This is a genomic window from Anaeromyxobacter sp. PSR-1, from assembly GCF_000964525.1.
Taxonomy (GTDB): Bacteria; Myxococcota; Myxococcia; order Myxococcales; family Anaeromyxobacteraceae; genus Anaeromyxobacter.
In genome coordinates, this window is record NZ_BAZG01000013.1 from 1 (window position 1) to 25059 (window position 25059).

Annotated in this window: 32 protein-coding genes, 1 tRNA gene and 1 pseudogene; 25 read left to right on the plus strand and 9 right to left on the minus strand. The window is 68.7% G+C overall.

Features of this window, described 5'->3' with window-relative positions:
• From PSR1_RS04090 to PSR1_RS04100, 3 genes and pseudogenes are all read left to right on the plus strand, one after another.
• A pseudogene (locus tag PSR1_RS04090) lies at nucleotides 1-207 on the plus strand (hypothetical protein); the annotation flags it as partial.
• Between the two features lie 16 nt (nucleotides 208-223).
• Nucleotides 224-295, plus strand: a tRNA-Cys gene (locus PSR1_RS04095).
• A 385-nt stretch (nucleotides 296-680) separates the two neighbouring features.
• Nucleotides 681-1619, plus strand: coding sequence for a tyrosine-type recombinase/integrase (locus PSR1_RS04100; RefSeq protein WP_152643295.1), 939 nt, complete (start codon nucleotides 681-683; stop codon nucleotides 1617-1619).
• 73 nt (nucleotides 1620-1692) lie between these two features.
• Here PSR1_RS04100 and PSR1_RS04105 read toward each other — a convergent pair whose 3' ends face one another.
• The gene (locus tag PSR1_RS04105) at nucleotides 1693-1977 is read right to left on the minus strand and encodes a hypothetical protein (protein ID WP_059436364.1); all 285 of its coding nucleotides are present in this window, start codon (nucleotides 1975-1977) and stop codon (nucleotides 1693-1695) included.
• Between the two features lie 240 nt (nucleotides 1978-2217).
• On the opposite strand from PSR1_RS04105, the gene PSR1_RS04110 reads away from it, so the two are divergent.
• Nucleotides 2218-3627: a DUF4041 domain-containing protein gene (locus PSR1_RS04110; protein ID WP_059436365.1), complete on the plus strand. Its 1410-nt coding sequence runs from the start codon at nucleotides 2218-2220 to the stop codon at nucleotides 3625-3627.
• Here PSR1_RS04110 and PSR1_RS24285 read toward each other — a convergent pair.
• The 6 genes from PSR1_RS24285 to PSR1_RS04125 form a co-directional block, all read right to left on the minus strand.
• Nucleotides 3624-4076, minus strand: coding sequence for a DUF4177 domain-containing protein (locus tag PSR1_RS24285; RefSeq protein ID WP_202813220.1), 453 nt, complete (start codon nucleotides 4074-4076; stop codon nucleotides 3624-3626). The two genes, PSR1_RS04110 and PSR1_RS24285, sit on opposite strands and share 4 nt — an antisense overlap.
• On the minus strand, nucleotides 4073-4231 hold the full coding sequence (locus tag PSR1_RS24050) for a hypothetical protein (protein WP_160309004.1): 159 nt from the start codon (nucleotides 4229-4231) through the stop codon (nucleotides 4073-4075). The genes PSR1_RS24285 and PSR1_RS24050 overlap by 4 nt, the downstream gene beginning before the upstream one ends.
• 324 nt (nucleotides 4232-4555) lie before the next feature.
• Nucleotides 4556-4681 (minus strand): hypothetical protein, encoded by a 126-nt coding sequence (locus PSR1_RS24790; protein WP_272946325.1) that lies wholly within the window; start codon nucleotides 4679-4681, stop codon nucleotides 4556-4558.
• A gap of 11 nt (nucleotides 4682-4692) precedes the next feature.
• On the minus strand, nucleotides 4693-5277 hold the full coding sequence (locus tag PSR1_RS04120) for a hypothetical protein (RefSeq protein ID WP_059436366.1): 585 nt from the start codon (nucleotides 5275-5277) through the stop codon (nucleotides 4693-4695).
• Nucleotides 5278-5280: 3 nt separating this feature from the next.
• A complete protein-coding gene (locus PSR1_RS24055; RefSeq protein WP_160309005.1) occupies nucleotides 5281-5454 on the minus strand; it encodes a hypothetical protein in 174 nt (57 codons plus the stop codon).
• 403 nt (nucleotides 5455-5857) lie between these two features.
• Complete coding sequence (locus PSR1_RS04125; protein ID WP_059436367.1) at nucleotides 5858-6118, minus strand: hypothetical protein; 261 nt, start codon at nucleotides 6116-6118, stop codon at nucleotides 5858-5860.
• A gap of 207 nt (nucleotides 6119-6325) precedes the next feature.
• Between PSR1_RS04125 and PSR1_RS04130 the strand changes: the two genes are divergently transcribed.
• Nucleotides 6326-6679: a hypothetical protein gene (locus PSR1_RS04130; RefSeq protein ID WP_059436368.1), complete on the plus strand. Its 354-nt coding sequence runs from the start codon at nucleotides 6326-6328 to the stop codon at nucleotides 6677-6679.
• 1 nt (nucleotide 6680) lies between these two features.
• Here the strand turns inward: PSR1_RS04130 and PSR1_RS04135 are convergent, their stop codons facing one another.
• Complete coding sequence (locus PSR1_RS04135) at nucleotides 6681-7364, minus strand: hypothetical protein (protein ID WP_059436369.1); 684 nt, start codon at nucleotides 7362-7364, stop codon at nucleotides 6681-6683.
• A gap of 347 nt (nucleotides 7365-7711) precedes the next feature.
• Between PSR1_RS04135 and PSR1_RS04140 the strand changes: the two genes are divergently transcribed.
• From PSR1_RS04140 to PSR1_RS04225, 18 genes are all read left to right on the plus strand, one after another.
• Nucleotides 7712-8020 (plus strand): hypothetical protein, encoded by a 309-nt coding sequence (locus PSR1_RS04140; RefSeq protein WP_059436370.1) that lies wholly within the window; start codon nucleotides 7712-7714, stop codon nucleotides 8018-8020.
• On the plus strand, nucleotides 8020-9690 hold the full coding sequence (locus PSR1_RS04145) for a terminase large subunit (RefSeq protein WP_059436371.1): 1671 nt from the start codon (nucleotides 8020-8022) through the stop codon (nucleotides 9688-9690). Before PSR1_RS04140 ends, PSR1_RS04145 begins: the two co-directional genes overlap by 1 nt.
• A 57-nt stretch (nucleotides 9691-9747) precedes the next feature.
• Nucleotides 9748-11328: a phage portal protein gene (locus PSR1_RS04150; protein WP_059436372.1), complete on the plus strand. Its 1581-nt coding sequence runs from the start codon at nucleotides 9748-9750 to the stop codon at nucleotides 11326-11328.
• Nucleotides 11328-12002 (plus strand): head maturation protease, ClpP-related, encoded by a 675-nt coding sequence (locus PSR1_RS04155; RefSeq protein WP_059436373.1) that lies wholly within the window; start codon nucleotides 11328-11330, stop codon nucleotides 12000-12002. The genes PSR1_RS04150 and PSR1_RS04155 overlap by 1 nt, the downstream gene beginning before the upstream one ends.
• 72 nt (nucleotides 12003-12074) lie before the next feature.
• A complete protein-coding gene (locus tag PSR1_RS04160; protein ID WP_059436374.1) occupies nucleotides 12075-13343 on the plus strand; it encodes a phage major capsid protein in 1269 nt (422 codons plus the stop codon).
• A gap of 72 nt (nucleotides 13344-13415) precedes the next feature.
• Entirely contained in the window at nucleotides 13416-13958 is a 543-nt protein-coding gene (locus tag PSR1_RS04165; RefSeq protein WP_059436375.1) for a phage head-tail connector protein, read from the plus strand.
• 91 nt (nucleotides 13959-14049) lie between these two features.
• Nucleotides 14050-14460 carry a hypothetical protein gene (locus PSR1_RS04170; protein ID WP_059436376.1) on the plus strand — a complete coding sequence of 137 codons (411 nt, stop codon included), beginning with the start codon at nucleotides 14050-14052 and terminating at the stop codon, nucleotides 14458-14460.
• The gene (locus PSR1_RS04175) at nucleotides 14457-14879 is read left to right on the plus strand and encodes a hypothetical protein (protein WP_059436377.1); all 423 of its coding nucleotides are present in this window, start codon (nucleotides 14457-14459) and stop codon (nucleotides 14877-14879) included. Before PSR1_RS04170 ends, PSR1_RS04175 begins: the two co-directional genes overlap by 4 nt.
• 60 nt (nucleotides 14880-14939) lie before the next feature.
• Complete coding sequence (locus tag PSR1_RS04180) at nucleotides 14940-15650, plus strand: hypothetical protein (protein ID WP_059436378.1); 711 nt, start codon at nucleotides 14940-14942, stop codon at nucleotides 15648-15650.
• Nucleotides 15651-15655: 5 nt separating this feature from the next.
• Nucleotides 15656-15964 (plus strand): hypothetical protein, encoded by a 309-nt coding sequence (locus tag PSR1_RS04185; protein WP_152643296.1) that lies wholly within the window; start codon nucleotides 15656-15658, stop codon nucleotides 15962-15964.
• Between the two features lie 11 nt (nucleotides 15965-15975).
• Nucleotides 15976-16161, plus strand: a complete 186-nt coding sequence (locus tag PSR1_RS04190) for a hypothetical protein (RefSeq protein WP_059436380.1) — start codon at nucleotides 15976-15978, stop codon at nucleotides 16159-16161.
• A gap of 4 nt (nucleotides 16162-16165) precedes the next feature.
• Complete coding sequence (locus PSR1_RS04195; RefSeq protein WP_059436381.1) at nucleotides 16166-17584, plus strand: hypothetical protein; 1419 nt, start codon at nucleotides 16166-16168, stop codon at nucleotides 17582-17584.
• A 3-nt stretch (nucleotides 17585-17587) separates the two neighbouring features.
• Nucleotides 17588-17971, plus strand: coding sequence for a DUF2460 domain-containing protein (locus PSR1_RS04200; protein WP_059436382.1), 384 nt, complete (start codon nucleotides 17588-17590; stop codon nucleotides 17969-17971).
• A gap of 102 nt (nucleotides 17972-18073) precedes the next feature.
• Nucleotides 18074-18940, plus strand: a complete 867-nt coding sequence (locus PSR1_RS04205) for a DUF2163 domain-containing protein (protein WP_059436383.1) — start codon at nucleotides 18074-18076, stop codon at nucleotides 18938-18940.
• Between the two features lie 3 nt (nucleotides 18941-18943).
• On the plus strand, nucleotides 18944-22309 hold the full coding sequence (locus PSR1_RS04210; RefSeq protein ID WP_059436384.1) for a phage tail protein: 3366 nt from the start codon (nucleotides 18944-18946) through the stop codon (nucleotides 22307-22309).
• A gap of 14 nt (nucleotides 22310-22323) precedes the next feature.
• Nucleotides 22324-22569, plus strand: a complete 246-nt coding sequence (locus tag PSR1_RS04215; RefSeq protein WP_152643297.1) for a hypothetical protein — start codon at nucleotides 22324-22326, stop codon at nucleotides 22567-22569.
• Nucleotides 22570-22579: 10 nt separating this feature from the next.
• Nucleotides 22580-22969 carry a hypothetical protein gene (locus PSR1_RS04220; protein WP_059436386.1) on the plus strand — a complete coding sequence of 130 codons (390 nt, stop codon included), beginning with the start codon at nucleotides 22580-22582 and terminating at the stop codon, nucleotides 22967-22969.
• Between the two features lie 116 nt (nucleotides 22970-23085).
• Nucleotides 23086-23646: a hypothetical protein gene (locus PSR1_RS04225; RefSeq protein WP_152643298.1), complete on the plus strand. Its 561-nt coding sequence runs from the start codon at nucleotides 23086-23088 to the stop codon at nucleotides 23644-23646.
• A 12-nt stretch (nucleotides 23647-23658) separates the two neighbouring features.
• Here PSR1_RS04225 and PSR1_RS04230 read toward each other — a convergent pair whose 3' ends face one another.
• Complete coding sequence (locus PSR1_RS04230) at nucleotides 23659-24108, minus strand: hypothetical protein (protein WP_152643299.1); 450 nt, start codon at nucleotides 24106-24108, stop codon at nucleotides 23659-23661.
• Nucleotides 24109-24357: 249 nt separating this feature from the next.
• Here PSR1_RS04230 and PSR1_RS04235 point away from each other — a divergent pair, with 249 nt between their 5' ends.
• Together PSR1_RS04235 and PSR1_RS24795 are read left to right on the plus strand one after the other, a co-directional pair.
• A complete protein-coding gene (locus PSR1_RS04235) occupies nucleotides 24358-24624 on the plus strand; it encodes a DUF3892 domain-containing protein (RefSeq protein WP_059436389.1) in 267 nt (88 codons plus the stop codon).
• Between the two features lie 135 nt (nucleotides 24625-24759).
• Entirely contained in the window at nucleotides 24760-24888 is a 129-nt protein-coding gene (locus tag PSR1_RS24795) for a hypothetical protein (RefSeq protein WP_272946326.1), read from the plus strand.
• Nucleotides 24889-25059 lie beyond the last annotated feature (171 nt).

Below are 25059 nucleotides of genomic sequence, written 5' to 3' on the forward strand. Positions count from 1 at the left end.
ATCGAGCTGACGCTCCGCCCCGCCGCCGCGCTCGCGCACGCCGCCCGGGCCGAGCTCCCCGGCCTCGCCGCCGCGCTCCGCGCCCGCGGCCTGCGGGTCGCCCGCGCCGAGGTCCGCGCCCGCCCGGACGCCCGGGCGCCTGCCCAGGCCGACGCGGCCGGATACCGCTCGCCCGCCCGCGTTGACGGCGCAGCGGGGCTCCTATAAAAGGCTGACCCGGCACGGCACCGTCGCCAAGTGGTAAGGCCCGGGTCTGCAAAACCCGTATTCGGCGGTTCGAATCCGCCCGGTGCCTTCAATCAAAACAAGGACTTATGTGGCCCCATCCCTTCGCGGGGGTGGGGCCGTTACATGTAATGGGGTGGGCGCTCCCGGCCTCTGAGGCCTCCTCCACCGATGCCCCCGTGACCAGACACCTGATCGTCGCCGCCAGGAGCCGGACGTCATCTCGGAAGTGCCTCGGCTGATGACCCAGTGATGGCAGGGCAGGCCACGCTCCTTGCCCGAGGTGTGGTCGTGGTCCTCGTTCAACCTCCTTCACCATGCGTCGCATCAGTGGCGCAGATGGCACACCTACCCTGCTGCCGCGTGAGCCGTGACGCATAGTCCGTGCCGAGACTAGGACTAATGGTTACATCATGATCTCACGTTGAGTAAAATGGGCGGCAAGGAGGCGCCACATGGCGTGGGAGAGATGGGGCGGAGGCAGGATCTGGGTATCGGAGAAGACCGGCAGGAGGACCTTCTACGGGGAGGTCAACGGCCGGATGGTCTCCACGCACCGTGACAACGAGCAGGATGCGCTGATCGCCCTGCTCCGGATGAACACGGGCGGCGGCAGCGGACCGCAGCCCCCGCTGAACGACATCTGGGTCGAGGAGTACCTCGCCGACTGCGGCCGACGGGGCATCGACCCTCAGTCGATCAACACGAAGCGTCGCCACCTGGCCGAGTGGAACCGGCTCATCGGCCCACAGCGGATCACATTGCCGGTCCTGAACAGGGTCGTGAAGCGGCTCGGCGGCGCCCGGAACAAGGTCGCCACGATCAAGGCGTACTTCACCTGGCTCCGGCAGCAGGGACGGGTGCGCCGGCAGGACGACCCGACGCTCGACCTGGCCAAGCCCTCGGCGCCGCCGTGCGAGTGGGACCGCCTCGTCCCCATCGACCACCATCGGAAGGTCGTGGCCGCGCTCGAGCCGCGCTGGGGGGACCTGCTCGTCGTGCTCTCGGGCACGGGCTGGCACCTGTCGGAGCTGCTCCGCTTCGCGCGGTCCGGCTCCATCGACGGCAACGTGCTGGTCTGCCCGCGGCACAAGAGCGGGGAGCCCCACCGCACGATGGTCTCGGACACCGTGCTCGGCGCCGCCCGGCGGTCACGGGAGCGGGGCGGCTTCAGCCCGTCGCTGCTCTACCGGACGGTGGCGGGCGCCTGCGACAGGCTCCACATCCCGAGGTTCGGGGTCGGCGGGTACCGGCACACCGTGGCCACGAACGCGGTCAGGAGCGGGGCGTCGCCTGAGGAGGTGGCGCACTTCCTCGGCCACAAGGGCAGCTACATGGTGAAGGCGATCTACGCCAAGGTCGCGGTGCCGAAGAAGATCCCGACGCTCCAGTGACCGATGCGCTCCTGGGCCGACTAGGAAGGAGGACCGGGACCGGTCGACCTGGTCATCAATGCCAGGCGTTCACTTATGTGAACGCCACGGCGTTTTTTTTGAAGACCTTGATGACGAGTGGCATCAAGGCGCCGTTTTTTTGGGAGGGCCCACGGGCCGAACGCCGCGGCCGGCGTGTTGGCACGGAACTTTCGCCCGCGATCGCGGCGCGCATATTTTTTTTCGAGAGCTGCCGCCAGATGGCGACCACGCCCGCCACCATGAGTGCGAACTCGCCGAGCTCCCGGACGTTGGTGATCCCGAGCAGATCGCGGGCGTGTCTGGCCGCCTCGATGATCTGTTGGGCTGCAATGGTCACGGGCCCGCAGCCTAGCAGCAACCCCTGACACCGCGGCTCCCCGGCTCCGATGGCACACCGCACCGCAATGGGCCGGGCGCGGTGTGGCGCCACAGTCATGCGGGCATGTGACTTGGCGCGTACATCACCCGGAGCGAAGGTCCGGTACTGGCAGCCTACCGTGAGCGACGCCGGCGGTGTGTCCGCCCTGAGCGCAAGCTTGGGCACGACGCGTGACGGAAGTCTGGGGAGGGAGTGCTCATGTCGGTGCTGGACGCGGTCCTTGTGGCCGGCCTTGCGATCGTCGCGGGGCTCGCCGTGTACGCCCTCCTGAGGCTCAGGGAGATCCGGGCGAGGTACGCCCCCATCCTCGATGTCGAGGGTGAGGTCGAGCGGGCGAAGAGCGAGCTGACCAGGCTGGCCAACGACAGGGAGGCATTCGCGGCCGCCGAGGCGAAGCGGCGGACGGACCTGGCCACCCAGTACGCCGAGGCAAAGGCGGTCTACGATCACCTCCGGTCCGAGGTGGCGCTCCTCGAGGAGAACATCGAGGACATGTCCTTCGGCCTCTATCGGCCGCACTACTCCTTCACGACGTCGGACCAGTTCAAGGGGAAGTTGAACGACGTCTACGACCAGAAGAAGGAGATGATCCGGGCGGGGACGGCAGCGCGCTGTCCCGTGGAGTGGACGGTCAACAACAGCAAGCGCGAGGGCGCGCGCATGACCAAGCAGAACATCAAGGTCATGCTGCGGGCGTTCAACGGCGAGGTTGACGCCGCCGTCGCGAAGGTCGGTTGGAACAACGTGACGCGCATGGAGGAGCGCATCAAGAGGGCCTTCGAAGCCATCAACGCTTCGGGCACCTCCAGCCAGATCACCATCTCTCCCGAGTACCGGGACCTGGCGCTCGCGGAGCTGCGCCTCACCCACGAGCTCGAGGTCAAGCTGCACGACGAGAAGGAGGAGCAGCGCCAGATCCGCGAGCGGATCCGGGAGGAGGAGCGGGCGCAGCGAGAGTTCGAGAAGGCCAAGGCCGACGCCGAGGCGGAGGAGGCCCGCTACCAGAAGGCCCTAGAGAAGGCGCGGGCCGACGTCGAGAAGGCGAAGGGTGCCGAGCTCGACAAGGTGAACGCGAAGGTGGGCGAGCTGGAGGCCCGGCTGGCCGAGGCCCACGCGAAGCTGCAGAAGGCCACCTCGATGGCGCAGCTCACGAAGAGCGGGAACGTCTACGTCATCTCGAACATCGGATCCTTCGGGTCGGAGACGATGTTCAAGATCGGCATGACCCGGCGGCTGGATCCGATGGAGCGGATCTACGAACTGGGAGACGCCTCGGTGCCCTTCGACTTCGATGTCCACGCGATGATCTACTCGGAGAACGCGCCCGGCCTCGAGAACGCCTTCCACCGCGAGTTCGCCGAGAAGCGGGTGAACCTCGTCAACATGAGGAAGGAGTACTTCAACATCACGCTCGGCGAGATCGAGGCCTTCGCGAAGTCACAGGGCGTCGAGGTGCAGTTCACCAAGCTGGCCGAGGCGCGTGAGTACCGGGAGACGTTGGCCGTTCGTGATGCCAAGAAGAACGGTCACGCGGTACCCGCTGCCCCGACGGGAGGCGCCCCACTGCCCGAGTCCCTCTTCGCCGAGGCGGCGGAGCGCCTTGGCTAGCAACCCTCGATCGTCCTCTCCATGAAGACGACGATCTCCTGGCGCATGCCGCCGCCCAGCGAGCCGAACCACGTCCCGGCGTCGGCCGTCGCGATGCCAACGACCCGCCACCCCTCCGCCGCGTAGAAGTTCACGGCCTCCTCCAGGCGCTCGGGGCTGAACTTCCCCATGAACCACCGGTCACGCTGCGTCATCACCTTGTACTCGTGCGTCCCGCGCCGGGGCGGGGCGACCTTCACCTCGGGGACGACGCCACCGGCCGGGACGAACTTCTCGTCCCTCCACCAGACCTCCTTGCCGGTGGCATCGGCCTGGGCCTGATGCTTCCGCCGCTGCTCCTCGACCTCGACCTCGCGCCGCTCCGCATCCGTCGGAGGGTCGCACCGTGGCCCCGGCTTGCCGTCGGCTCCCATGAAGTGCCACGCCCCGTCCCAGAAGACCTTCCTCATGCCCTGACCTCCTCACGCTTCCGCTCCGGATCCTCCAGGAGCATCCAGAACGGGAACAGGTCCCAGCCGTTCGACCGCGACTCATCGAGCAGGGCCAGGACGGCCGCCTCGACGTGATCGGCCTCGACTCCCTCGTCCATGTTTCCGTCCACCATTGGTAAATTATACCACCTCACCCATCGTGTTGTTCCACGCCGGGCCTCGGGTCCCTTCCCCGGGGTTCGGCGGCGCCCGCGGTCCGCCAACGCCTAAGGCAGGTGAGGTCGCAGACGGCACGGCCGTAGACCCGGATCCCGCAGCCCAGGCACCACCGCGGCTCGCCGGTCGGGGGCCGCGGTTGCTGGTCCTCGTTGAGCGCAGGAAGCGGCCTGGTCCCTCGGTGGAGAGACCGCGGAACGCGGTGACCGGGCCTGGCCCTGACGCCATCGATCGTCCTCACGATGCCCCCGTTCCCGGGGAGCGTGATCCGGCCCCGCACGTCACGGCCCCTCCACGTTCGTGTGCCGCGCCTCGATCCGGTCGAGGGTGGCGTTCGCCCGGCGCAGGCTATCCTTCGCCTGCGCCAGGTCGTTCTTGATCTGCTGCAGTAGTTCACGTCCGGTCATCTGCCTTCCTCCTAGCCGACGCCATACTCGAGGCCGTCGGGGCGCCACGTCTTCGACTCCTGTGCCCACGTGAACGCCGTCATCGCGTCGAGCTTCGGGTCCATCCGGTTGGCCGCCGCCACGTAGTTCCCATCGGTCTCGGTGAGCAGGGCGTCGAACTCTGCCCGGCGGGCATCCTCGACGGTCGTTGCCTCGACGGTCGGCCTCCTCCGCACGAGCCGCGCCTTGGGTGGAACCGAAGGCTCCTCGGCAGCTACCCTGGGGGTGGGCATGAGCCTCGCCTTCATCGCATCGAACCCCTTGCTCGTCTTCGGCTGCTCCTGCCTGGCCTCGTCGGTGCCCACGTAGTAGCCGCGGGCCGCCTGACGACCGACGTGTCCCGAGCCCTCCTTCCAGCCGCCGGCCGTGATGGCCGCCTCGACCTCGCGGGCACTGTCAATGTCCAGCTGCTCACCGACCTTCCGCGCGGTCACCGCGGCGAACCAGCCGTCGCCGGCCCTGCTGGCGATGTGGAGCATGTAGACCTGCACCTTCTGCTCGTTCGTCAGCGGCAGCTCCCTGAGGTAGGCGGCGAGCAGGTTGGTCGGCTTCGCCACGGCTCACTCCTCCACGGAGATGACGTGCAGTCGCAGCGCCGCACCCTTGCGTCGGTTGCACGTGTCGCAGACCGACCGCGGGGATCCCATCAGGTTCCCGGTCCGGGTGTAGGTGAAGTCGTGACCGCACTTCTTGCAGGTGGCCTTCAGTGTGTAGACCTTCGTGTTTTCACTCACGGTTGCTTCCTCCTCAACTACATATGCAGCACTTTCAGTTCGTGCCCTGGGGCCCTGCACTTTTCCGTCCTTGGCCTATCAGACCCTCCAATCCTGTTAGACCTCTCAACCCTTAGAACCCTTCCAATCCCTCCAATCCTTACTGCTACCAAGTGCGATCCAAGGCTTGGATCAAGGCTTGGTCCAAGGGTTGGATTAACCAGTAGAAAGACGTCCATCCTTCAGTGAAGACGGAGACATCAGCAGGTCCAAGGTCTGCGAAGCAGACCGCAGGACCAGACCCAAGACATCCCCATCCCCTCAGGGCCGAAGGCGACTGACCCGTCGCTCCGCGACGAGCTAGTAGATCTGGACTGAGAGCCGGAGATCGCCCGGCATTGGCACGGTCTCCGGCTACGGGCCCCTAGGCCTGCGCCAGCGTGTCGGCCACGATCTCCCGGACCTGACGGTCGCAGGTCGGGCAGAGGCCATCCTTCACCGCGTCCTCACCGTCGTGGCAGTAGCCGGCCCTGAGCGCTTCGGGGCACCGGTTCCGCCTCGTCGGCCAGTTCGACCAGGCCGGGTAGATGCGGTCGGGGTTCGCCGGCATCCCGGGCCTACGCAGCCGTCGGTAGTCGCGGGCCGTCAGGCCGAACTTCGTGATGAAGGCGACGACGTCTCCCATCGGCAGGTACCTCGTTCCCATGTCTCCATCCCTGTCAGGACGCACCCATCCCCTCCGTCCCGAACGACCTCGGGGCGGTGTGTCCGATTGGCGTAATTGCCGATTTCCTATGGATCCTCGTAACCAGTTATAAGTCAAATCGCACGCACCATCGGTCAAAGATGGAGAAGTCAAGCTCGAAGTTCGCGGCGACCGCATACCTATCGGGTGAGACCGTGCCTCGCCCCGAACTGCCCCGCCCTCGTCCACCCGCCCGAGAACCGCTGCCCACGGCACCGTGCCGAGGCCGATGCCAGGTGGGCCCGGCGCGTCGAGGCGCACCGCGACGGACAGGGGTGGAGGGCGTTCTACCGGACGGACGCGTGGCGCCGCCGCCGGGCCGAGCAGCTGGCCCGTGAGCCGACGTGCCGGTCATGCGGCACCGACCGTCGGCTGCAGGCGGCGCACGTCGGCGCGACGCCGAAGGAGTGGGAGGCGTTCATCGCGGGCCCGCTCCAGACGCTGTGCATCGAGTGCCACGCCCGGAGCCGCGCCGCCGAGAACTGGAGGGGCGGGAGGTGAGCTATGTGCGGTCCGTGGAGCGCGCCGCCTCGGCGTAGAACTCCTCGGCGGTCACGCTGTCCTCGAACTCGCCTTGTTTCCCGAACATGTGGAACTCGTGCCAGTCGCCGGGGTAGGTGCTCAGCCCCATGTGCCACGCGCCGTTGAAGAATCGGCAGAAGTACCGTCGTCCGATCGTGATGGGCGAACGTTCGTAGTCGGCGAGCTGCTCCGGCGAGAGGATCTCCTCGTATGCAGGCCGAGCGACCATCAACAGGTATGACGTCTCAATCTCGGTCGTTCGCTTGAGCGCCTTCCCACCGAGGCGGACCGGCTCGACGCGGTAGATGAGACCGTAGGGCTCGCGCTTCGTGGCCAAGCTCGGGAAGATGACGTCGTAGTGGCCCTCGCTCTCCAGGAACGTGATGAACCGGTTCATCCGCTCCAGGTGGTGATCCATCTCCGCCCGCCTGAGGATGGTGTCCTCAACCTTCCGGCCGAAGTGGAATCCGACGAGAAGGAAGATCACGCCACCCGCGACCTCGCCGATGAGGTTGCCCCGCATCCCCGTGAGCCATGGGTGCTCGTCCACCAGGAACACGAAGGCGAGCATCGTCCCAAGCAGCGCCACGGCGGAGATCAGCGACCAGGACCGCCGCTCCGCCCAGAGCCTCACGTCCAGGTACAGCCGCCTCCAGAGTCGCATCCCGGCATCCTGCACCCTCAGTCCGACACGGCAGCCACCGGGAGCCGGTGACGATCGGAGTGGCCCGGGCCGCGGGCCATGGGGAACCAAGGCCTGGGCCGTCCGGGTGGATCGGGGGGCAGCGCAGGGGCCTCGGCGGGTGACCGTCGAAATGTCGGCGGCGTCCTTCTAGACCCCGCATCAGGTCGGGCGCGTGCGCTTACACATCGGGTCAAGAATCGGGGTGACCGGCTATCTACTCCGTGCCGGCACGTCGAGTCCCCACCGAGATCAAGCGCAGGACCGGGACGGTCAACGTCACCCGTGAGGCCTCGCGTCCGCCCGAGCCGAGGGTCGAGTGGGTGCCGATGCCGGACCCGCCCGCGGGCGCCGATGATGACGCGCGCCGCGTCTGGTCCGACCTGAAGACCGTCGTAGATGCGCTCGGCGCGGCCGGCCAGAGCGACGTCCCCGCCTTCAGGAACCTGGTCCGGCTCCAGCTGCTCCTCACGCAGACGTACGCCGCGAGTCCCGTCGACGCCGACCTGGTGCTCCGCATCCAGGCCCGTGTCGACAGGCTCATGGCCGAGTTCGGCCTCACCCCCGCCAGCCGCACGAGGCTGGCCGCGCTGCGGACCCCCGAGGCGGAGTCGGCGCTGTCGAGGCTCTTCAACTGATGTCGGCGCCGAGGCGGAGGAACTGGGTCCGGGTCGCCGAGCGGTACGCCCAGGACGTCATCGGCGGGCGGGTCCCCGCCTGCCCCGAGTTGCTCCAGGCGTGCCGCCGGTTCCAGCGCGACCGCACCAACCCGGAGTTCAGGCTCGACCGTGAGGCCGCGAACCGGGCCTGCACGTTCGTGAACCTCTTCCTCGAGGTCCTCCCGTGGGAGGCCTTCCTCATCGTCAACATCTTCGGCTTCAAGCGCCGCGACACGGGCAACCGCCGCTTCACCTTCGTCAACGTCTGGATCGGCAAGGGCAACGGGAAGTCGGCGCTGGCCGCGGCGCTCGGCCTCTACCTCGCCTTCATGGACGGGGAGCAGGACGCCGAGGTCCTGACCTACGCCTTCAGCCGGGAGAACACGCGGCACGTCTGGGAGACCGCCAAGCAGATGCTGCGGCGGAAGCAGGGCACCGACCTCGACGTGGCCAAGGAGTACGGGATCGAGCTGAACGCGTTGACCCTCTACCAGGGCCGGACCAACTCGGTCTTCAAGGCGAACAGCTCCAACCCCGACGCCCAGCACGGCAGCCGCCCGTCGGCCCTGATCATCGACGAGCTGCACACCGTCCGTGACGAGCTGTGGGACACGCTCAAGGGCGCCATCGTGAAGCGGTCGCAGAGCCTGATGCTGACGCTCTCGACCGGTGGCTTCGACGTCTCCAGCAAGGGCTTCAAGATCTACGAGTACGACCGGAACATCCTCGGGGGCCAGGAGCAGGACGACGACACCTTCGTGCTGATCTACACGGCGCCGACGGACGACATCTCCGACGAGGGCAACTGGCGTAAGGCGAACCCCAGCCTCGAGGCCGGGATCATCGACATCCGGAAGTTCAGGGCGACCGCGCACCAGGCCCTCAGCGTGCCGGGGCAGCGGGGCCAGTTCCTCGCGCTCCACATGAACCGGTGGACCGGGGCCGCCGAGGGGTTCGTGGACGTGGCCCGCTGGGACGGCTGCGCCTCGACGCTCACCATGCAGGAGTGCATCGACCGCGGCCTGCCGTGCGTCATCGGCCTCGACCCCGCCGACACCAACGACATCTTCGGCGTGGCGGTGGTCTTCTTCGAGGAGCCCGCGCCGATGCAGCGGCGATACCACGCCTTCTTCCAGAACCACCTCTCCGAGGGCGGCGTGGCCCGGCACCCGCGGTCCTCGCTCCTTCGCGACTGGTCGGGCCAGGGTCACCTCACGATCCACCCCGGCCACAGCCTCAGGATCGAGGACGTGATCCGGCCGCTGGTGGAGCTGTGGAGCGGCCTCGCCCGGGCCGAGTTCATCTGGGACCCGAAGTTCGCCAAGGCTGGCGTGGACGCCCTCCTCCGCATGTCGGGCGTCCCCGAGGAGCAGTCCGTCCAGCAGCCGATGACGCCGGCCGAGATGACCGTGCCGCTCCGCGAGTTTGCCTCCGCGGTGAACGAGGGCCGGCTGCTCCACGATGGGAACCCCTGCGTCTCATGGCAGGTCGGCAACCTGCTCGTGGAGAGCCGGGGCGCGATCCTGAAGCCGGTGAAGCAGTCCGACACGGCGAAGATCGATGCCCCGATGGCCCTGGTGACCGCGTTGAAGCGGGCCTCGGTGATCCCGGTGGAGGCGGACTCCGACCTGTACTGGGGCGTCGGTTGAGCGTCGTCCGGCCTGGAACTCACCGTCACGCCTATCTACGGGTGAGGCACCTCACCCATGGCGAACTTCTGGCGTCGGATCCTCGGTCGCGCCAGGACCGAGGAGACGGCCACGTGGACCCCGATCGGCGGTCCGTTCCAGTTCCTGATCCCAAACGTCGGCGTCCCGGCCGACCTGCGCCTGTCGCCCATCGAGCAGCTCCGGGTCGGGGCCGCATGGGCGTGCATCTGGGCGATCGCGAACGACCTGGCCAGCCAGCCATGGCGCGTCGTCCGGGTGGACAGCTTCGGCCGTGAGACCCCGGTCGCCGACCACCGCCTCGACTCCGTCCTGAACCGCCGTCCGAACCCCCTGTCGATCGCCCACTCGGTGAAGACATCGCTGGTCGTTCAGGCAGCCATGCACGGGAACGGCTACGCCGAGCTGGCTCGGAGCGACCTCGGGGTCGCCGAGCTGTGGCCGCTCCGCTCCGACCTCGTGACGCCGAGGCTGGAGGACGGCGTCCTGGCGTTCGAGTACCGGCTCGGCGTCGACACCATCAGGTTCGCCGGCTCCGAGGTGATCCAGGTCCGGGCCCCGCTCAGCATCGACGGCCTCTTCGGCGAGAGCCCGCTGGCCGCCGCCTCCCGCGCCGTGGCCGCCTCGGTCGCCGCGGAGCGCTTCGGCATGGCGTACTTCTCGAACGGCGCCCAGCCCAACCTGGCCATCACGATGGGCCGGCCGTTCAAGGACGAGGACGAGCGCGAGGGCTTCCTGAGGCGGCTGCATCGCGCGAACGGCGGGCTGGCCAACTCCTTCAAGAGCATCACCATGCCGCCCGGCTCCTCGATCGAGGTGCTCTCCAGCAACGCCGAGCAGGCGCAGCTGGTGGAGGTCCAGCGGGCGAACGTCGAGGCGGTGCTCCGATACTTCGGCGTCCCGGGCCACCGGGTCGGCGTGGCCGCCGCCTCCCAGGGCTGGGGCAAGAACCTGGCCGAGATGAACACGAACTACGTCCGCTCGACGCTCACCCCGTGGGCGCGCTCCATCGAGCAGGAGCTGGACGTCAAGCTGTTCGGCGGCGAGGGGCCGCTGAGCATCCGCATCAACCTGAACCCGCTCACCAAGGGTGACGACGAGTCCCAGGCCCGTGCCACGACGATGTACGTCGGCGGCCCGGTGAAGACCGTCAACGAGGGCCGGGCCGAGCTGGGCCTGGAGCCGCTCCCCGGTGAGGAGCACGACACCATCGGCGGCCCCGCCGCTGCCCCACCGAGGCCGCTGGAACCGGGGGAGGAGGAGGCCGGGGCCGGAGACGGGGAGGCCCAGCCGACGTCACCGACCGCTCAGGCGGCCCAGGTGTTCTACGCCGCCGCCCTCCGCCGCCACGCGACCAAGCTCGGCAACCGGGAGCGGGACCTCCGGGCGAAGCACCAGAACGGCGTGCTCGCCGACAAGCTGGAGCTGGCACGGCAGGAGCTCCGCTCCCAGGCGATGGCGGACATGCACCAGGCGGACGGTCTCGCCGTGGTGCTGTGCCGCTCGGTCCGGGACCTCGATGCCGTCTACGGCGCCGCGGTGGTGGCCGCCGAGACCTCCGATCCGAACGTGATCGCCGTCTCGCTGGTGGAGGAGCTGGGCACGGAGGCATCGGCGTGATGAACGACTTCAGGATCCACATGGCCGGGAAGGCGGCCTCGCTCCGGCGGCTGAACCCCGAGGGCCTCGTGCAGATGCGTGGCGACACGGCGCAGCTGTTCCTCTACGGCGACATCGGCCCCGTGTTCGGCGGCATCGGCGCGCAGCAGGTCGCCGAGGAGCTGGGGAAGGTGAGGGCGTCACAGCTCGACCTCTTCATCAACAGCGACGGCGGGGACGCGTTCGAGGGCGTCGCCATCTACAACGTGCTCAGCCGCTTCGGCGGACGGATCACGGCGTACGTGGACGGCCTCGCCGCCAGCATCGCCTCGGTCATCCTCCAGGCGGGCCACGAGAGGGTCATGATGCCCGGCAGCCAGGTCATGGTGCACGGGCCGTGGATGGGCGTGATGGGCAACTCCGCCGACCTCCGCGCCGCCGCCGACAAGCTCGACCTCACCGCGAAGAGCGTCGCCTCGATCTACGAGGAGCGCACCGGACAGCCCTCGGAGAGGGTCGGCTCCTGGCTCAGCGGGGAGCACTTCTTCTCGGCCGAGGACGCGGTGTCCAACGGCCTCGCGGATCGGATCTCCGGCGCCCCGACGGCGCCCACGAACAAGGCTTCCCGGCCCCAGCGGGCGGGACTCACGTCCTGGCAGATCGCGCAGCTGCGCAGCCAGGGACGCAGGCAGTGAACGGTCAGGCCCCGGAGGCCCGACCACCACCCCGGAGGTGGAGCACGAAGCACTGAACAGGAAGCACACCACATGAAGAACGCAGTCCAGCTGCTCCAGGGGCAGCTCACCGAGACGATGGTCGCCATCGAGGCGATCGAGAACGAGGCGGGCGAGGTCCTGACCGAGGAGCAGGTCACGAAGATGGAGGAGCTGACCTCCACCGCCACCGGCATCCGGCGTCAGCTCGCGGCCCGGCAGTCCGCGGAGGACCTGAAGAGCGGCGCCTCCAAGCCACAGTCGAAGGTCGGCGCGAAGGGAACCGTCCCGGCGCTCTCGGCCGTCCGCGACACCACGAAGTTCAGCCTCGGTGAGACCGCCATCGCGATGCGGGCGCAGAAGCTCGGCCAGCGCCTCACCGACCGCCAGATGAACGCGCTCTCGGTCTACGCGAACGAGGGCACCGACGCCGACGGCAAGCTCGCGGCACCGCCCGAGCTGCGGACGACCATCGAGCGGTATGTCTACGGGCAGACCTCGCTGCTCAGCTACGCGACCAACATCCCTCTGTCCGGTCGGTCCGTGACCTTCCCGGTCGACGACACCACCCCGTGGGCCGCGTTCTCGGGCACCGGCAAGGTGACGAAGAAGGGCGAGGCCGCGGCGCTCGACCAGGTGAAGCCTGCCATCGGCAGCCTGACCATCACGCCCGACAAGTACGGCGTGATCGTCCCCGTCACCGAGGAACTGCTCGAGGACGCCCCCGCCTTCGGCGCGTACATCACGGCGAAGGTCGGCGAGAGCATGGTCTACGAGCTGAACCAGGCCATCATCTCCGGCTCGTCCTCTGGCCTGAAGTCCATCCTCGGCTCCAGCGCCCTCAAGACCGTCGCCTCGGCCTCCGGCCAGCCGGTGGGCACGGTCGTCGCGAAGAACGTGATGGACCTCTACTTCGGCATGCTGCCGGAGAGCCGCATCAACGGCGTGTGGCTGGTCAACCCCGCGGTGGAGCCCCAGCTCTACGGCATGGTCATCAGCGGCACCACCACGGCGGCGTACGTCCCGGGTGGCTCGATGGCCAACGCGCCGCACAGCCTGCTCCTGGGCCGTCCGGTGCTCCCGCTCCCGAACATGCCCGCCCTCGGCGCCGTCGGCGACATCGTGTTCGCCGACCTCTCGAAGTACTGGGCGGTCACGAAGGGCGGCGTCCGCGCCGACGTCTCGGTCGACTTCTACTTCGACCAGGTCGTCGACGCCTTCCGCTTCTACATCCGCGTCGGCGGCGACACCCGTCGGCAGACGGTGACCACGCTTCCCGGCGGGCTCACCCAGTCGGCGTTCGTCACGCTCGCGGCCCGCTGAGCCTGACCAGCTGATCTGAACGGGAGGCCGATCCCTCCGTGGATCGGCCTCCTCCTTGAGGCCAGACTGACCATGCCGCTCGCCACGCTCACAGACCTGAAGAACTACCTCGGCATCACGAGCACGGCCGAGGACGCCCTGTTGTCCCGGCTGCTCTCGGGGTCCTCGGACCACTTCGAGGCGCTGACCGGCCGCACGTTCGCGTCGTCGGGCCACACCGGCTCGTTCGACGGGGACGGCTCCCGCCTGCTCTTCCCGGGGCACACGCCGATCATCTCGGTGTCGTCGCTCACGGTGGACGGGGAGCCGATCCCGGAGCGGACGTCCTGGTCCGGCGATGGGTATGTCGTCCGGCCGTACTACGTCGAGCTATCGGCCGGCCACACGTTCACGCGCGGCCTCGGCAACGTGGTCCTGGCGTACGGGGCCGGCTTCGTGGCCGTGCCGAACGATGTCCAGCAGGCGGTCATCACGCTCGCCGGCCTCGCCTACAAGGAGCGGACCCGGCTCGGCGTGCTGAGCAACACCGTCCAGGGCGAGGCCTTCAGCTACCAGACCCTGACGCTCCCGCAGTCGGTGCAGTCGGTGGTCGAGGCGTATCGGTCACTCCGATGACGTCGGAGGGCCCGGCGACCCCGGGCCAAGGCGAACCAGGGGCCGGGGGACCGGAGGGTCCCCGAGTGACACGGGGAGGTTCGAGGGGGACATGGCAGGCAGGGTGACGGTCAACGGTGGGTGGATCGATGCGGAGCGGCACCTGCTCCGCGTCCCGTCCGAGCTCGTCCGCGAGACCAAGGAGCTGGTCTCCTCGGAGATGAAGGCGGCGGCGGGCGACATGCTCGCCAACGTCAGCGGGGGTGTGCTCGGGACCGTGAGCGGCAGGCTCGCGGCGTCCGTGAAGGGGAGCGCCCGCGTCCGGCAGGGCTACACCGTCAGCGGACGGGCCGGCAGCCGGTACTTCATCGGCCGGTTCTGGGACGACGGCTTCAGCCGATTCGGCCGCACCTACCGGCGTCCCTGGGCGACGCCGGTCGTCAACGCCCGGGCCCAGGCCATCGCCGACAACATCGAGCGGCTGATCGATCGCGTCTACACCGAGGGGGGATACGTCCGGTGACGAACTCACACGAGCAGATCTACGCGGCCCTGTTCGCCCGGCTCTCGGGCGCGCTGACCGCGGCCGTGACGTCGGGGCGCCGGGTGAGGAGCTGGGAGGAGGTCGGTCCCGAGGCGCAGCCGGCGTTCTTCCTCGAGCAACTCGGCGCGACCCTAGAGAACACGCCACCCGGCCCGAGCCGTCAGACGGTCCGTGCCAGCGCCCTGCTCTACGTCCACGCGGACACGCCCGGGGGGCCGATGCCGCTGCTGAACTCGCTGGTGGCGGTCGCGACGGGGAGCCTCATCGAGGCGAGGGGGATCCCGACGACGCTAGACGGGCTGGTGGCATCCGCCCGACCGACCGAGATCGCCTACGGCGGCGGCAACGTCGGTGCCCAGGGGATCGCCTCGATCACCATCGAGTTGAGGACGGCCTGACCCGGAACGGGCCGACACCGCTAGTTAAGCCGCCGGCGGCGGCAAGGAGACGAACGACACATGGCTTCGATCACATACGGCTCGGGGAAGCTGTTCTTCAAGAACCCGACCACCTCCCAGGTCTACCAGGTGATGGAGATGACCGACGTGGAGCTGAGCTACGAGGGCTCCACGAAGGAGTACTACGGCTCGCGGCAGTTCCCGATCCTGAGCGTGACCGGGCAGAAGAAGGTCAGCGGGAAGGCGGGGACCGCCTTCATCGACGGCAGGCTTCTCTCCGTCATCCTGAGCGGCACGACCACGGCCGGCCGGGAGGTCCTGAACGAGATCAGCGTGACCGGCTCCTCGGCGACCGTCTCGCCGACCGGCACGTCCTTCGCCGCGGACTACGGCGTCGTCGACGCCGCCCGGAACCCGATGAGCGTCACGTCCTCGGCGCCCGCTGTCGGCGCGTACGCGGTCAGCACCGGCACCGGCGCGTACACGTTCAACGCCGCGGAGCCCGACCCGAAGGCGATCACGTACTCGTACAACACCGGCTCCGGCTCCACCTTCACGATGAAGAACGCCGTCCAGGGCGTGCAGACCGGGTTCACGCTGTTCCTCCAGCAGCGCGGCGCCGACGGCGAGCTGTTCGGTGTGAAGCTGAACTCGGTCGTCATCCCGGGCCTGTCCTTCGCGTTCAAGGCCGAGGACTTCTCCGTCACGAACCTCGACTTCGTGGCGCAGGTCGACGCCGCGGGCGACCTCGGCAAGGCCTTCACGGAGTGATCGCCATGGCCGACGCCGTGACGATCGGTGGCCGCGAGCTGCGGCCGGCGCCCCTGACGCTCCGGGGGATCCACGCGCTGATGAGGGCGGGCCACGTCTCCAAGCTGCCCAGGTACGCAGAGCTGCCCGACCACGAGCAGCTGACGCTGATGGTCGGCTTCGTGGCGGCCGCGCTCGGCATCGAGGAGCCCTGGCTCTGGGACAACGTCGGCGTCGCGGACTTCGACGCGCTCCGACGGTTGTTCGAGGCGGTGCTGGAGGCGAGCAGGTTGGTCGGGGAGAAGCCCGAACCGGGGGAAGCGGTGAGCCGCTGACCGAGGACGGGTTGGCGGCTCTCGTGGTGATGCTCATGTCCGACCTCCACTTCACGTGGGACCGGGCCTGGGAGCTGACCTGGCCGGACGTCCTCCTCATCGACCGGGGCAACCGGTACCGGAGCAGGGCCGCGGAGCGCGCGCCCAGGGCGGACAAGAGGGGTCACGCCGAGTTCATGAAGTTCATCGGGGGCTGACGACATGGCGAAGCAGATCGGCCTCGGCGTGGTCATCGACTTCGCCGACGCGAAGCGGGGCCTGGAGCAGGTCAGGGGCGGGATGGAGAAGGCCCGCTCCTCGGCGCAGACGTTCGGCAACGCGCTCGGCTCGCTCAGCTCGGAACTGGGCTCGGCGGGTCGCGCGTTCGGTGGCCTCGCCTCGGCGCTGGCCGCCGGGTCGCTCGCCGGAGCGGCCTCCGCGGCCTTCATGACCATCATCGGCTACCTGAAGGACGTCCAGAGGGAGACGGCCGAGACCGCTAAGGCGTTCGACGAGAAGCTGAAGGGGAGCCTCGAGAAGCTGACGGGCTACGTCGACGCGGCCCGCGCCGCGCGGCAGGAGGCCCAGGGGATGGACCCGAAGCTGATCGAGTTCGGGAGGGAGCTGGTCGCGGTCCAGCAGAAGATGCAGGAGCTCAGGAGGGTCGCCCGGGAGAAGCAGGGCGGCAACCTGTTCCCCGAGCAGTTCCGCGAGATGGAGGAGCTCCGGAAGCAGTACGACAGGGTCATCCAGGCCCGGCGGCAGTACGTGCAGGAGACCGCCGCGGGCGCCTCGGCGAAGGCCGCCACGAAGGCCGCGCAGGACGCCAGGCGCGCCGACCAGGACGCCACGAGGGAGGCCGCGCGGCAGGAGGACGAACGCGCCCGTCAGGGCCAGGCGGCCCTCGACGCCCGGGCCCGCGCCTACGAGAGGTCGCAGAGGCAGCGCCTCGACGACGCCAAGAGGCAGGCGCTCGCCGAGGCCGAGGCGATGACCGGCTACGAGGAGGAGGGCGCCCGGGCCCCGGAGTACCAGGACCTCAAGGCGGGTGACTTCGCCGCCGACCAGCGCCGGTACAACGAGGAGCTGGGCCGGAGCATCGCGCTGAGCCAGCGGTGGGGCTCGACGGTCGGCGACGTGTTCGGCCAGCTCGCGACGGGCCAGATGAACGCCGCCCAGGCGGTCGCCGCGATCGGCCAGCAGATCATCCAGACCGTCACGCAGACGGCGATCGCCTCGGTCACCGCCGATGCGACCCGGGCCGCGGCCGGTGCCGCCGCCTCGCAGGCGGGGATCCCCGTCGTCGGCCCGGCGCTCGCCATCTCGGCCATGGGCGCGATGCTCTCGGCGGTACTGGGCCTCCTCGGCAACATCGGTGCGAGGGCCAAGGGCGGCCCCGTGTTCTCGCGGTCCCCATACCTCGTCGGCGAGCGCGGCCCGGAGCTGTTCGTCCCGGGCATGGCCGGGACCATCGTGCCGAACGGAGGGCTCGCCGCGGCCGGGGCCGGCGCCGGCCAGTCGGTCGTCAACAACTACGTCATCCAGGCCATGGACACGCGTTCGTTCTACGCGGCGCTCAAGAGCAACGACGGCCAGCTGATCCGGGTGCTGAACGAGGCGGCCAAGGACGGGAGGTTCTGATCGATGTCCAACGACGTGTTCCCCGACCTTCCGGGCCTGGACGTCGAGGTCGACCGGACGACCCTCTACCGGACCAGCATCTACGAGACGGCCGGCGGCAAGGAGCAGCGGGCCGCGTGGTGGTCGTCGCCGAGGTACCGGTACCGGCTCCGCTGGAACGTCCTCCGCGCCGACGTGGCCGCCGCGGCGCCGTGGGCCGCGTACAGCGAGGCGGCCGCCGTCCAGAGGTTCTTCGATGTCCACCTCGGCGCCTGGGACTCGTTCCTCATGGTCGACCCGTACTCGGGCGCCCAGGTCCGCGTCCGCTTCGTCGAGGACAGCCTCCGGTTCGCCCGGGAGGTCCCCGGGGTCTGGGCGGCGGAGGCCGAGGTCATCTCGGTGAAGTGACCAGGTCACCCAGGATGACGTCGGAGTGACCCGGATCCCCGGGCCACCAATACCTATGGGGTGCACGCTCCGTCACATCGGAGCCCATCGGAGGAGCCCAGGATGAAGTCGATCGGTGACCAGCTGCAGTCGACGCTCTACGGGGCGGACGTCCACCTCATGGCGGAGCTGTTCACGTTCGAGTTCGGGGAGGTGACGCAGCGCTGGACCTCGGCGGACACGGACGTCGTCTCCGGAACCACCACCTGGTCGTCCTCCGGACCTGGGATCACGAAGGGGAGGTCGAGGACCAGGACCGGCCTCCAGGTGGACACGATCGACATCACCCTCATCCCGGGCGCCGCGACGCTGGCCGGCACGCCGATCCTCCAGGCCGCCCTCCAGGGATCGTTCGATGACGTCCGGGTCCTGGTGCAGCGGGCGTACTTCTCCGGCAGCTGGGGGACGGTGGCCGGGGTGGTCACCGACTTCGACGGCCGGGTGGTGAACGTCGAGCCCGGCTCCACCCGGATCGACCTCACGGTGAAGTCGCTGGTCGCCTCGATGTCCAGGGCGTTCCCGCCGAGGATCGTCCAGGTCCCGTGCCCGTACCTCCTCGGCGACGGCCCGTGCGGGGCGGACCTGGCCCCGCACACGTTCGGCCGGGTGGCATCCTCGGGCTCGACCACGACCGTGGTCAACGTCGGCGCGTCCACCTTCACGACGGACGACCTCAGGATCGGGACGCTCTCGGTCACCACGGGGCCGATGAGCGGCAGCGTGCGGACGATCGTGTCCAACTCCCAGGCCGCCACCGGGATCACGGCGGTGGAGGTCACCCCGGCGCTGCCACAGGTCCCAGCCTCGGGGACCGGGGTGGTCCTGCGCCGTGGCTGCGACCACACGCTGCTCCGGTGCAGCGGAACGTTCTCGAACATCGCTCGGTTCGGAGGGTTCCCGTTCGCCCCGAGCACAGACGCAGGAAGCTGACAGATGGCGACCAGGATCGATCAGGACAGGCCGGCGGCAGGAAGCGAGGACCAGCACCCGCCGTACATCCCACCCAAGCCGGCGCTGCCCCCGCAGACCAGGCTCGGCGAGCCGCTGGCCAAGGTGTACGGCAACGCCCGGGTCACGGCCCGGGCCGTCCACACCTCGGGGAGGACGGCGGCGTACCTGACGGCGTCAGGCCAAGTCCCGACGCTCTACAGCGGCAACTACCGGGGCCAGACGCTCGCGATGGTCTGGGCGATCTGTGAGGCGCCGGTCGCGGGAATCGTCAACGCCTACCGCGACGGGGACCTCGTCCAGCTCTTCCACCTGGTCGGCCAGGGAGGCTGGTACGAGGTCATCACCGGCAGCGCCGCCCCGACGTGCAGCTTCGTGACCTACGGCTCCGGTCCCGGCCCGACCTTCGCCGGCACCGCCCAGTTCCGGTCCAACATGTTCGGCACTCCGGAGGGCAAGGTCCCGCGGATCGAGTTCGGCGTCATCGGCATGCTCAGCCATCCGGCCGACGTGCTGGTGGACCTGGTCGCCTCCGGATCAGGCATCCCTGCCTCGGCGGTCGAGACCGGATCCTACCGGGCCTACTGCGATGCCATGGGCTTCACGCACGTGGACCGGGGAATCGACGACGCCACGAACGTCGCCGACCTCATCGACGAGCTGATGCGCGACACCGACAGCACGATCGTCTGGTCGAACGGTGGTCTGCGGGTCATCCCCAACGGCACGTTCGCCACGGGGTCGTACACGCCGCCGACCGCCTCCGTCACCCTCGACGCCGACGAGCTGCTTCGGACGGAGGGCGAGGACCCGGTCACCGTCGAGCGGGTCCCCGAGGACGAGGTCTTCAACGAGTTCCCGATCAGCATCCAGAACAACGACGCCAACGGCTCGACCGACACCTACTCGCTGCCCGACGCCGGGCACCAGGCCGCCCACGGCCAGCGCCGCGCGCCGACCATCACCAGCGCCTGGATCAAGAACCCGAGGCAGGTGATGACGCTCAGCGGCCTCATGGCCCAGCGGTCGATCACGCGCCGCAACCGGTACAGGTTCCGCGTCGGTCCCCGCTGGTCCGCCCTGGAGCCCGGCGACCTCCTCGGCCTGACCGAGCCGATGCTCGGCCTCAACGATCGGACGGTCCGCATCACCTCCATCGAGGAGGAGGACGACGGCGGCCTCCGGATCGAGGCGATCGAGTGGCCGCACGTGGCCTCGGTGGACGTCACCCCCCAGGCCCACGACGGCTACGACGACGGCCTCGTCAGGCTGTACGCCCCGCTGGTCGTTGAGAACGTGTCCGTGACCGCCAGCGACGCGCTGAGCACCGGGACCATCGCCCTCGGCTCCGCCTCCGCTGCCCAGGCCACGGCCAGCCAGGCGTTCACGACGGCGTCTGCCGCCTTCACGACGGCCTCATGGGCCCTCGGCACCGGCACCGTCGCGCTGAACAGCGCCACGGTCGCGTTCAACACCGCCTCCATCGCGCTGACCTCGGCATCGCGGGCGCAGGCCACCGCCTCCAACGCCCTCGCCATGGGATCGGCAGCGCTGACCACCGCGTCCCTCGCGTTCACCACCGCCTCATGGGCCCTGAGCACGGGCACGGTCGCCCTTGGCAGCGCGTCGCAGGCCCAGGCGACTGCGAGCCAGGCGTTCAGCTCCGCCTCCGCGGCGTTGTCCGGACTCGCCGGGAAGGTCAGCACCGACCTCGGCAACCTGCCGCCGGGCACGATCACGGGCATCCACGTTGGCTCGGGGACCCTGAGCGGGACGCACATCGCGGCGGCGACGATCCAGGGGGCCCACATCTCGGGCTCGACCATCACGGGTGGGAACATCGTCGCCGGCACGATCAGTGGCACGCACGTCGCCTTCAGCACGCTGACCGGTCAGCACATCCAGGCGGCCAGCATCAGCGGCAGCGACATCGCGGCGGGCACCATCTCCGGCACCAACATTGCCGCCGGGACGATCCTGGGTACCCACATCTCCGGCTCGACCATCACGGGCGGACACATCCAGGCCGGCACGATCTCGGGCACGCACATCGCCGCCGCGACCATCAGCGGCACGGACATCGCCGCCGCCACGATCTCCGGCAGCCACGTCGCCTTCGGCACGCTCACGGGCGATCACGTTAGGGCGGGGACGATCTCAGGGACCGAGATCGCCGCCGGCACGCTCACCGCGAGCCACCTCGCCGCGAACATCATCAGGACGAGCAACTACCTCGAGGCCACGGGAACGCTCTACCCGGCCGGAACGACCGGGCCCTACGCGAAGTCCGGGTCGATGATGTTCAACAACTCCAGCACCCCGATGCGCATCGCCGCCGGCGGTGCGTACGTCGGTCAGTGGCTGCTGGACGAGGTGGCGGTTCGGTCCGTCAACGCGGTCGACTTCGACCTGGCCAAGAGCGCCTCGTTCTACCGCGGGGAGAGCCGGGCGGCCCCCGTCATCTACGACGCGACCAACGGGGATCGGCTCACCGTCTATCAGCGGGGCGGGCTCTGGGACGGGACGGTCCTCCACAACCAGGCCACCTGGGACTTCGTGCTCCAGCCGAAGTCGGCCTCGGACGGCTTCGACGGCCTCCGCTACCTGGAGGTCACGGTCTACAACAGCGCGCCGAATAACATGGGCACCGTCTACGTCCCCGTCCCGGATCGGAAGTACCAGAACGCCCTGCTGACGTCGGCCGACAACTCGATCAAGGTCACGTACACGTTCCACAAGCACACCGACGGTAACCAGTACGTCTACAGCGCGGCCCCCAACAACTGGAACGGCTACCTCCGGGTCAAGCTGCACAACGTCTACGGCTACTCACCGACCCGTGACTTCCAGTCAACGAACACGGCCGGCGGGGCGCTGACGGCCGGTGCCTACGCGCTCGGCGGTTCGACCGGCTCGGGCGGCGGTGGAGACACGTCACCGGACCCGATCGGCTGTCCGGTCCCGGAGACCCCGGTCCAACTCTGGGACAAGAGCTGGAAGCTCGCCCGTGATGTTCAGGTCGGTGACCTACTCTGGTCGTTCTCCGAGGAACGGCAGGAGTACGGCTGCTTCCCGGTCGTCTATGTCGGCCGCGGCGAGCTGGACCTGTATCGCCTTACCACCGAGGACGGGCGCTCGCTCCGGGTCTCGGTGGGCCACCGGTTCATGACGCCCTCGGGCTGGGCGCTGGTCCAGGACATGAGGCCAGGGGCCGAGATCCTCGGTCAACCGGGCGGCGTGGTCGCGAGCGTGGCGCCGGACGGCCGCGGCGAGACCTGCCGCCTCACGGTCCGGGATGCCCACACGTATCTGACCGACGGGCTGCTCAGCCACAACGCGACGAAGCTGTGATGGAGGAACGGAAGATGGGAACGATCTACCGGGTCAGCTGGATGGCCCGCCAGGAGGACCAGGTGCAGCTCCAGGTCGACGTCGTCGACGACACGACCTCGGAGGTGATCGTCCGGGACTGGATCTTCGTCCCGGTCACGGCAACCCAGGCCGACGCCGCCGCCGCGGTGTCCGCCGCGGCCCAGCGGGCCTACCAGCTCGACCAGGAGCGGCGGAGCGCCGAGGCCCTGTTCATGGGCCTGTCCGGCAGCATCGGGTGAGGGGCGCGTGATGTCCGAGGACTCCCTCATCCGGTTCGTCACCGAGAACCCGGCCCTCAGCGCCGCCCTCGGCGCGGTCGGCCTCCACCTGTACCGGATCCGGCGGCAGCTGCTCGCCGATCGGCGGGAGGACACCCAGGCCCGGCGTGAGCAGCTGCACGAGGACCTGAAGCTCTTCTTCGGCAACGGGGGAGGGGAGCTCATCCGCCGGATCGTCCGCGACGAGAACGCCAAGCAGACCGAGGGGCAGGCGGAGGCGGTCCGCGTCGCCATCCAGCAGCACGAGGAGCGGACCGACCTCAGGATCATGCGGTCGGTGGAGGAGCTCCGGCTCCAGGTGAACGACCTCGAGGACCGGATCGACGGCCTGGACCGGCCCCGGGTGGCCCGTCCGAGGTGACGGCGGGCCCGCCGTTGGGCCCGGGACCGGAGGTAAGGGGAAACCATGGCCGGCGGACGGGGTCACTCCGATCGTCACGGAGGGTGTCAGGTGGCCATGGTCAAATGCAGAGGACCGTGACCTTCAACGAACAGGTGCTCATCGAGGCCATCAAGGGTTTCACCACGATCATCGCCGTACTGATCGGCGGCTGGTACGTCAGCCGAGGACTTGAGAAGTTCAAGGCGGAGCAGATGGTGTCCGTCGAGATGCGGAAGCGGCAATACGACGCCCTGGTCCAGGTCTACGGAGCACTTGGGCGGGTGGAACGTCTGTTGTTCGAGATGGACGAACGACGCGTTGGAATTGAGGATTTTGAGGCGGAGAGCGCTCGCACCAGGGGAGTCATCAGCGCGGCGAGCCTTCTGCTAGGCGTTGATCTTACTTGGGCCTGCACACGTCTTCTCGATCTCTACCACCAGCACGCGGTCGGCATCGCCGACGGTGAGATGAAGCCGTTCCACGAGAGTTCATGGGGCATCTGGCACCAGATCGATGCGTGGAAGGAGCCGCTCATGGCCTTCCTGGCTCCGCTCAAGCCTCAGCAGGAAGTGTCGGACGATTGGATCGATAACGTCGACTACGGGTCTGAATCTCCGAAGACAACTCAGGCCCCAAGGCCGAAGCCCGGGGCCTGACGGTGAGGCGCGCTACCTCAGCCCGGCGAGGGCGGCCCTCACGGCGTCCTTGATGATCGCGTCCGTCTGCCGGTCCAGCCAGAGGATGCCCCGCACCGACCCGAGGTGCCGCCGCTTCGCCTCGGCCTCCGAGATCGCCTCGACGCCCTCGTGCTTCAGCTCGAAGCCGGACAGGTGGACCTGCGGGCTCTTCACGCCGACGTAGAGGCGGCGCCTCTCCTTCCCGGCCACCTTGTGCCAGGAGGTCTTCTTCTCGACCTTCAGGCCGGCCTCCTTGATCAGCCGCAAGACCGCCTCCCGGGAGCGCTCGACCTGCTTCTGGATGGCGGTGCGTTCGGCCTCCTTCGTCGCGGCCTTGGGCGGCCTGTCCTCCTTCACCGCCGGCTTCCCGACGGGCTTGGTCTCGGCGGTGATCTTCGACTCGGCCTTCGGGGCGGTCAGCTTCGTGGTCTTGGTCGTCATGTCCTTCTCCCTGCCCACTTGACTGTGGGTCAAGATGCACTATAAGTGGAATCATCGAACCCGTACACCCAAACGGGATGTCACGTTCCATGGAATGACCGTTCACGACATGGATGTCATGGGTTGTAGGGCGTTGATGTCTCATGGACTTAAGAATATCAGCTGGTTGCCGTCCGGTTCGAGAGCTGTCAGACCATCCAGATAGACCTGTGGTGGATCGGGGATGGACCCGAGAACGGAGGGCGAACGATGGTCTACGTCATTGCGGTGCACATGGAGGGTGGGACGCAACACGAGCACATCGCGAGTGTGCGCTGGAGGGACCCTGCCGACGGGAAGTCGGATGTCGCCACTCGGGCGACGATGGTCGACTGGATCAAGAAGGGAGGCGACGCCCGGGTGAACGACGGGCGCAACGAGGTGCAGGTCGGCGTCGTGGACGGGAACCCGCCATACCTCCGCACCTTCGCCGACGGGAAGCCGACGGACAACCTGCTGGCGCTCCCCAGGTTCTAGGCGGACGCGATGGCTCGTCCCACCTGCCCCGCGTGCCAGAATTCGCGATTCGAGGCTGTGAACTTCGAGCCCAGCGGTTCGAAGTTCAAGTTTGTGTCCGTCCAGTGCGCCAGCTGCGGTGCCATCGTCGGGGTCATGGACTACACGAACATCGGCGCTGAGCTGGGTTCCCTCAGGAAGGACGTGAAGAGGCTCTCGGATGCCGTCGAGCAGACGAAGAGCTACGTCCTGGACGTGCACCGCCTCGTCCAGCGTCGCTCGTGAGCCGGACCGGGAAACCGTGTAACGGTGTAACGGGGCCACCCCAAGCCATGGACATCCTTGGCAGGGTAGGTGCCTGCAAAACCCGTATTCGGCGGTTCGAATCCGCCCGGTGCCTCTCGAACATCACGAGGAATCCAGGAGGGCGCCCGTCGGGCGCCCTTCGTCGTTGGG

Coding starts and splice junctions, on each gene's coding strand:
- PSR1_RS04100 (WP_152643295.1), top strand. CDS start 681: ATGGCGTGGGAGAGATGGGGCGGAGGCAGGATCTGGGTATCGGAGAAG.
- PSR1_RS04110 (WP_059436365.1), top strand. CDS start 2,218: ATGTCGGTGCTGGACGCGGTCCTTGTGGCCGGCCTTGCGATCGTCGCG.
- PSR1_RS24285 (WP_202813220.1), bottom strand. CDS start 4,076: ATGAGGAAGGTCTTCTGGGACGGGGCGTGGCACTTCATGGGAGCCGAC.
- PSR1_RS24050 (WP_160309004.1), bottom strand. CDS start 4,231: ATGGTGGACGGAAACATGGACGAGGGAGTCGAGGCCGATCACGTCGAG.
- PSR1_RS24790 (WP_272946325.1), bottom strand. CDS start 4,681: ATGACCGGACGTGAACTACTGCAGCAGATCAAGAACGACCTGGCGCAG.
- PSR1_RS04125 (WP_059436367.1), bottom strand. CDS start 6,118: ATGGGAGACGTCGTCGCCTTCATCACGAAGTTCGGCCTGACGGCCCGC.
- PSR1_RS04135 (WP_059436369.1), bottom strand. CDS start 7,364: ATGCGACTCTGGAGGCGGCTGTACCTGGACGTGAGGCTCTGGGCGGAG.
- PSR1_RS04140 (WP_059436370.1), top strand. CDS start 7,712: ATGCCGGACCCGCCCGCGGGCGCCGATGATGACGCGCGCCGCGTCTGG.
- PSR1_RS04145 (WP_059436371.1), top strand. CDS start 8,020: ATGTCGGCGCCGAGGCGGAGGAACTGGGTCCGGGTCGCCGAGCGGTAC.
- PSR1_RS04150 (WP_059436372.1), top strand. CDS start 9,748: ATGGCGAACTTCTGGCGTCGGATCCTCGGTCGCGCCAGGACCGAGGAG.
- PSR1_RS04155 (WP_059436373.1), top strand. CDS start 11,328: ATGAACGACTTCAGGATCCACATGGCCGGGAAGGCGGCCTCGCTCCGG.
- PSR1_RS04160 (WP_059436374.1), top strand. CDS start 12,075: ATGAAGAACGCAGTCCAGCTGCTCCAGGGGCAGCTCACCGAGACGATG.
- PSR1_RS04165 (WP_059436375.1), top strand. CDS start 13,416: ATGCCGCTCGCCACGCTCACAGACCTGAAGAACTACCTCGGCATCACG.
- PSR1_RS04170 (WP_059436376.1), top strand. CDS start 14,050: ATGGCAGGCAGGGTGACGGTCAACGGTGGGTGGATCGATGCGGAGCGG.
- PSR1_RS04180 (WP_059436378.1), top strand. CDS start 14,940: ATGGCTTCGATCACATACGGCTCGGGGAAGCTGTTCTTCAAGAACCCG.
- PSR1_RS04185 (WP_152643296.1), top strand. CDS start 15,656: ATGGCCGACGCCGTGACGATCGGTGGCCGCGAGCTGCGGCCGGCGCCC.
- PSR1_RS04195 (WP_059436381.1), top strand. CDS start 16,166: ATGGCGAAGCAGATCGGCCTCGGCGTGGTCATCGACTTCGCCGACGCG.
- PSR1_RS04200 (WP_059436382.1), top strand. CDS start 17,588: ATGTCCAACGACGTGTTCCCCGACCTTCCGGGCCTGGACGTCGAGGTC.
- PSR1_RS04205 (WP_059436383.1), top strand. CDS start 18,074: ATGAAGTCGATCGGTGACCAGCTGCAGTCGACGCTCTACGGGGCGGAC.
- PSR1_RS04210 (WP_059436384.1), top strand. CDS start 18,944: ATGGCGACCAGGATCGATCAGGACAGGCCGGCGGCAGGAAGCGAGGAC.
- PSR1_RS04215 (WP_152643297.1), top strand. CDS start 22,324: ATGGGAACGATCTACCGGGTCAGCTGGATGGCCCGCCAGGAGGACCAG.
- PSR1_RS04220 (WP_059436386.1), top strand. CDS start 22,580: ATGTCCGAGGACTCCCTCATCCGGTTCGTCACCGAGAACCCGGCCCTC.
- PSR1_RS04230 (WP_152643299.1), bottom strand. CDS start 24,108: ATGACGACCAAGACCACGAAGCTGACCGCCCCGAAGGCCGAGTCGAAG.
- PSR1_RS04235 (WP_059436389.1), top strand. CDS start 24,358: ATGGTCTACGTCATTGCGGTGCACATGGAGGGTGGGACGCAACACGAG.
- PSR1_RS24795 (WP_272946326.1), top strand. CDS start 24,760: ATGGACTACACGAACATCGGCGCTGAGCTGGGTTCCCTCAGGAAGGAC.